We start from the raw sequence: 6,463 nt of genomic DNA on the forward strand, positions 1-6,463 counted from the left end.
AATTGAGGGAGGCACGGTAATGAATAAGCCTAATGAAATCGTTGTAGTTCTCGATTTTGGAGGACAATACAACCAGTTAATTGCAAGAAGAATTCGGGATCTCGGCGTATATAGCGAGCTCCTTCCATACAATACGCCTGCGGAGAAGCTGAGAGAGCTGGCGCCGAAAGGGATTGTTTTCTCAGGCGGACCTTCCAGCGTATATACAGACAATGCTCCTCAGGTAGATCGGGCAATTTATGATCTTGGCATCCCTATCTTTGGTATTTGTTATGGCATGCAACTGATGGCTCATCAACTGGACGGTAAGGTAGAACGTGCGGGCAAGCGTGAATATGGAAAAGCAGACGTGCAATTCAATGAGGGCGCTCGGTTGACTAAAGGACTGGATTCCCGTCAAACCGTGTGGATGAGTCATGGCGATCACGTTACTGATCTGCCAACCGGCTTTACACTGGATGCGGGAACAGAGAGTGCGCCGATTGCTGCGATGAGTAATCTGGAGCGGAACCTGTATGCGGTACAATTCCATCCAGAGGTGCGTCATTCTGTTCAAGGTAACGAGATGATTAGCAACTTCCTGTATGAAGTGTGCGGCTGTGAAGGCAACTGGACCATGGAATCGTTCATTGAAGAGCAAATCCGTGAAATCCGTCAGCAAGTAGGCGACAAGAAAGTACTGTGCGCTTTAAGTGGCGGCGTAGATTCTTCCGTTGTAGCCATGCTTATTCACAGAGCGATCGGCGACCAACTGACATGTATGTTCATTGATCACGGACTGCTGCGCAAGGGTGAAGCCGAAAGTGTAATGGAGACGTTCGTTGGTAAATTTGATATGAAAGTTGTCAAAATTGATGCACGTGAACGTTTCCTGTCCAAATTGGCAGGAGTGGATGATCCGGAACAAAAACGTAAAATCATCGGTAACGAGTTTATTTACGTCTTTGAAGAAGAATCAGCTAAATTCGATGATTTTGACTTCCTGGCACAAGGCACGTTGTACACAGATATTGTAGAGAGCGGAACAGCAACGGCGCAAACCATCAAGTCGCATCATAACGTAGGCGGTTTACCAGAAGACATGAAGTTCAAACTGATCGAGCCACTGAATGCTTTGTTCAAGGATGAAGTGCGTAAAGTCGGCGAAGAATGCGGACTTCCGGCCGAAATTGTATGGCGTCAGCCATTCCCAGGTCCGGGTCTTGCCATCCGTGTATTGGGCGAAGTAACAGAGGACAAGCTCAAGATTGTACGTGATTCTGACTTTATTTTGCGCGAGGAGATTGCCAAAGCGGGTCTGGATCGGGAAATTTGGCAATACTTCACCGCTCTGCCGAATATGAAGAGCGTTGGCGTTATGGGCGATGCCCGTACGTATTCCTACACTGTAGGTATTCGCGCAGTAACCTCGATCGACGGCATGACCGCGGACTGGGCACGTATCCCTTGGGACGTATTGGAGAAAATCTCCGTTCGTATCGTCAACGAAGTGGACAACGTCAATCGTATCGTGTACGACGTAACGTCCAAACCACCAGCAACAATCGAGTGGGAATAAGCGTGGAGACTCCCGCATCTTAACCACGAACCCTTTGAGATTCACCAATACAACATCAGGCTCCTCCGCATCGGCGAACTATCGCTATGCGGTTGGAGTCTTTTTTACGGGGGCAAGGTCGAACCTATGCTCGGGAAAGTTTACTACACGGACACGGCAACCTCAATTGGGTTTTAGCTAAAGGCGAATAGTATTGACTCATGTTACGAAGATATAAATTCATTTGTTGTTACAAAACGGAATATGAAGACTGAAAAAAGGAGATATTATTCAATGGTAATGTCTCCTTTTTTTATATGATTTTATTTGCTTTAAGCTATAGATAGCTTAAAGCAAGTATGGAATTAAACGTTTATTTTTTCATGTCATCCTCTAATGGTGTCATGTTTTGATACTAATATATTTTATAATTTATCTAGATTAGAGTGTTACATATCCCATTTCATTAAACGCTATTCTAAGGAGAATAAAGACATGAGAAAATTATTTTTGTCGTCCTCATTTAAGGATGTCGCACCATGCTTAGTCCATTTCGCCGATGAAAACTTGGAAGGAAAAACAGTCACTTTCATCCCCACCGCAAGTATTCCAGAGAAAGTTAAGTTTTATGTGAATACAGGGAAAAAAGCATTAGAGGATTTAGGATTAGTCGTGGATGAAATCGAAATCAGCACAGCAACATTGAATGAAATTGAAAGTAAAATTAGAGAAAATGACTATATTTATATTACCGGAGGCAACACATTTTATTTACTTCAAGAGCTAAGAAGAAGCGGGGCTGACAAAATCATTGCTGAAGAAGTTAATGCAGGGAAGTTGTATATAGGCGAATCGGCAGGTTCGATGATTTTATCACCGAATATCGAGTATGTCCGACTTATGGACAATGTGCAGGAGGCGCCTGCTTTGGATTCTTTTGCTGCGCTCGGAATAATTGAATTCTATCCAGTCCCCCACCATACGAACATCCCGTTTAAAAAAGCGGTGGAGAACATCATTGAGGAATATGGCAGCCAACTAAATTTATATCCAATCAGCAACGCGGAATTTATTTTGGTTGAAGGTGATAGTATAAAAGTCGAGAATGCATGACTTTATTAAATAAAGGAGAATTTCAACTGATTAATATTATAAAAAACCTTCAATTCCACATCTATCTTGATATTGAAGGTTCTTTTTTTATAAATCTACCTTACCATATAATCTTTTTGCCGGTTGCAGCCGATTCCTCAATGCAATCCAGTAGCTGATGCAGCTTTAGTGCATGGTTGAAATCGGGGGCGAGACGGGTGCCCGTCAAAATATCCTCGGCAAATACATGATGGGCCTTGGCTACATTCAGGGTTACTCCTTCTTTGGGAAAGTCTAAGCAGCCATCAGGTTCAGCAGCTATGCGTATGGGTTCAAAAAAGCCATTAGGAATATAACTTTGATGACTTCCCTGATCATATACAAGTTTTTCAAGCGTCAGATTCCCAAATTGAACATGTCCAAGCGAAGGATTCTGGCTCAAACGCAAACTGCCCTTTTTCCCCTGAATCTCTAGCTCAAATTTAGAATTCACCCCGCCCTGAATGTGAACCGATACCGGAGTTCCTTTTTCCAACAGCCCGTGAATCAGAATTTGATCGGCTGTATCCTTGGCAATGATTTCACCCGTTTCCTGAATAATGGCTTCGTTATAACGGGATGCTGTGATGGCCGATAGCTCGCGGAATTCACCAACGATGTATTGCAGTGCATCCAAAGAATGTCCCCCGTTAATGGTTAGTAGGTTGGCACCACTGGCTCTATTCAGCAAGTATGCCGTATCCTGATCTGTTCGTCCTCCTTTGCCAGAAGTAGCTACTTGCATATGACAGGATACAATTTCACCAATTGTCCCGTCTTCCACCAGCTTTTTCATGGTTTGAACCTCAAAATCCTGCCGTGCCTGCAAGCCGACGATATGATGAATGCCCGCCAGTTCCGCCGCCTTAGCCATTTCAGCAGCTTCCGCAGTGTTGGCTCCCAGAGGCCACTCACAAAAAATATGCTTCCCCTCTTGAATAGCCGCCATTACGGCCTCGTTATGATGGGGAACTTTTACGCTCACCACGACCATGTCCACTTCCTTGGAAGCTGCGAGCTTTTTCGCATCGTCAAAAGCTAATGACGCCCCCACGCCTTTTGCACTTTTTCGTGCACTCTCCATACGGGAAGTGCCGATGGCTGTAATATCCAGGTTCGGGTGCTTGAGCAAAGCCGGAATATGAGTTTGGCTGGCCCATTTGTTATTCATTGAACCACCTACGATACCTGCACGAATCTTCTGTTGTACCATGTGCCATCCCTCCTGATTTTAAAATGTGGGTAGTAAATACCGCTCAAGCCCAATATAATACACTTAACTCATAAAGAATAATGTTTGTTAATGATATAGATATCATTTTATTTGATGGGAGATGAAATGGTGGATATTCAGAATATGCAGGCATTCGTTTCAGTGGCGGAACTTAGAAGTCTAACAGAAGCTGCCCAGAAGCTGAATCATCTGCAATCGAATATGACAGCTAAAATAAAGAAGCTGGAGGCTTATTACGGCACAGCGTTATTTTACCGAAAGCCTCGTGGTATGGAACTGACACCCGCAGGCGAAATTCTATATGCTCAGTACAAGCAAATTTTACTGCTATGGCAAGACACAGAGATGAAAATGAGACTCCAGGAGGAAAAATTGCGTGTCGGCACAATGCAGTCCATTGTAGCAGGCGAAACAACAAGGGCGCTAACGAAGGTATATGAGATGTACCCGCAGGCTTCGGTGACATTAAAAACCGGAACTACCACCGAAATGGAGCAATTCATCCTCGACGGCGAGCTTGATATTGCTTTTGTTACAGGATATCCTACCAACCCATATATTCATTATCAAAAAATATGCCGTGAAGAGCTTGTGCTGGTGGGGAAAGGTATACACGAAGGCTCGGATCTCCAACAGGTACTGCAAGGAGCTTCTATTATCATATTGTCGGATAGCTGCCTGTACCTCAGGCATTTAGAGAAGATGTATCAGGACATGCAATTGACCCATGGCGAGGTTGTTGAGGTTGGAATATTTGATACGATGGTAGAATTCGCTCTGATGGGAATGGGAATTACCCTTATGTCCAAAAAGCTGGCGCGACAATTTAAAGTAACGTCTTATTTACCGGTTCCTTCAATTTTTGGCTACATGGATACATATTTAATATCCCGTCCCAATCACGAAATGACAGCAATTGAACATAAATTTATCGAAATCAATAATACGATCTAATAGAGTAGGAAAGACATCGAATGACCTTAACTATAAATTCTAGAATGCGGCTATTCGTTTAGCTTGAGCATTTTTTTGGGATTGTAGGATTTGTCTATAGACTTGTCTCAGGACTTGTTTATTTTTAGTGAGGGTGTATAATGCTTGATGAATCAATTGATGGGTCAAGTATTAGGAGGAGGGTTTGTCATCAAACATTGCTCTGAAAAAAGCCAGCTATTTTATCGAATGCATCTTTTGTGTAAAGAAATGAATAACGCTTTTGAAGCACAGCTAAAAACCAGCTTCACCAAGGTCGAAATTTTGTATCATATTGATCATCGTAAGGAACTAAGTCAGCTGGAGCTTCAACATCTGCTCGTTCTGGATGGTGCAGCAGTGACCCGGCATCTGAAAAGGCTGGAGGAGGAAGGTCTGATTTTACGAAGTAAAAAAGAGCAGGATAAGCGTGTAACCTATATACGTTTAACCGAATTAGGAATTCAAGAGCTGCAAGTTTTGACAGAGCAAAGACAAGCCTTTCAAGAAAAGTTCCTTTATAAGTTTGCAGATGAGGAAATTGTGGCTTTAACAGATGCACTACAGCGTATGTCTAGCAATGTGAAGAATATGTGAAATGTGCGAGGACAAAATATTTTGGAGGCCACTTGATGAAGATTTTAGAAGAATATTTTTATTGCTACGATTTAGCAAAAGATGATCAAGTAAGTAGAGAACGATTAATCTGCTGAAGAAGCTGATACCTATCAAACTAGATGGGCAGTGTGCGGTAAAAAGGCAACAGGCGAAGTTTATACACTTACTGGAGTGGACAAAGCCTGACTGGATGCAGAAGGGAAGATCGTTTATCTGGAAAATATACCGGATACAGCTGATGCTTTTGATAAGTACAAAAATATCTGATTATTCTAAATGATAACCCGCCAGCTGTATAATAGCTCGCGGGTTATCTGTTTTCCGAACAATACATATGTGTTTAATTTGTAACATTCGTTTTTTCTGTTGACAAGCCGTAGGCGAGAGCCTAAAATAACGGATGTAATATAGCGTATATAAAGGCGAATATTACAGCAAGTGAACGACAACAATACGAGTATGCTTTGCGTAGGAGGAATTACGACTCATGGAGCGTTTCTTTAAATTAAAGGAACATGGCACAAACGTCCGCACCGAGATTATTGCGGGGATTACTACTTTTATGACCATGGCTTATATCCTAGTGGTCAACAATACCTTTTTGGGACCAACTGGAGCGGGGATGCCTAGTGAAGCTGTTTTCTTTGCAACAGCAGTAGGTGCAGGTTTAGTTACCATTCTGATGGGCTTGTTTGTAAATGTGCCAATCGGTATGGCGCCAGGGATGGGCTTGAATGCTTACTTTATGACTGTAGTCTTGAGTTCTAATGGGATGATTACTTGGCAAGCGGCACTTGGCGCTGTATTTATATCCGGTATCGTCTTTCTGATTTTAACCGTTACCCGGGTAAGACAGATGCTGCTTGTTGCAGTTCCGGAAAATTTAAAAACTGCTATTACAGTTGGTATTGGCTTGTTTATCACAATTGTTGGTTTCAAGCTTTGTAATCTGGTTATGGTGAGTATTGTTC

The 6,463-nt window shown here is 42.8% G+C and carries 6 protein-coding genes (1 of these 6 cut by a window edge); 5 read left to right on the plus strand and 1 reads right to left on the minus strand.

Features of this window, described 5'->3' with window-relative positions; translation table 11 throughout:
• Positions 1-19 precede the first annotated feature (19 nt).
• Together guaA and PPM_RS04130 are read left to right on the plus strand one after the other, a co-directional pair.
• Entirely contained in the window at positions 20-1,558 is a 1,539-nt protein-coding gene (gene guaA, locus PPM_RS04125; protein WP_013369453.1) for a glutamine-hydrolyzing GMP synthase, read from the plus strand.
• Between the two features lie 474 nt (positions 1,559-2,032).
• Entirely contained in the window at positions 2,033-2,650 is a 618-nt protein-coding gene (locus PPM_RS04130; RefSeq protein ID WP_013369454.1) for a peptidase E, read from the plus strand.
• A gap of 100 nt (positions 2,651-2,750) precedes the next feature.
• On the opposite strand, the gene PPM_RS04135 is transcribed toward PPM_RS04130, so the two are convergent.
• Positions 2,751-3,881, minus strand: coding sequence for a Gfo/Idh/MocA family protein (locus PPM_RS04135; protein WP_013369455.1), 1,131 nt, complete (start codon positions 3,879-3,881; stop codon positions 2,751-2,753).
• 129 nt (positions 3,882-4,010) lie between these two features.
• On the opposite strand from PPM_RS04135, the gene PPM_RS04140 reads away from it, so the two are divergent.
• From PPM_RS04140 to PPM_RS04150, 3 genes are all read left to right on the plus strand, one after another.
• On the plus strand, positions 4,011-4,856 hold the full coding sequence (locus PPM_RS04140; RefSeq protein WP_043886085.1) for a LysR family transcriptional regulator: 846 nt from the start codon (positions 4,011-4,013) through the stop codon (positions 4,854-4,856).
• Between the two features lie 144 nt (positions 4,857-5,000).
• On the plus strand, positions 5,001-5,471 hold the full coding sequence (locus tag PPM_RS04145; protein WP_013369457.1) for a MarR family winged helix-turn-helix transcriptional regulator: 471 nt from the start codon (positions 5,001-5,003) through the stop codon (positions 5,469-5,471).
• Between the two features lie 508 nt (positions 5,472-5,979).
• Positions 5,980-6,463, plus strand: partial view of an NCS2 family permease gene (locus tag PPM_RS04150; protein ID WP_013369458.1) — the beginning only. The gene runs 887 nt beyond the window's last position; 484 of the gene's 1,371 nt are visible here — the first part of the coding sequence; it begins with the start codon at positions 5,980-5,982; the stop codon falls past the right edge of the window.

It is taken from the genome of Paenibacillus polymyxa M1, assembly GCF_000237325.1.
GTDB lineage: Bacteria > Bacillota > Bacilli > Paenibacillales > Paenibacillaceae > Paenibacillus > Paenibacillus polymyxa_C.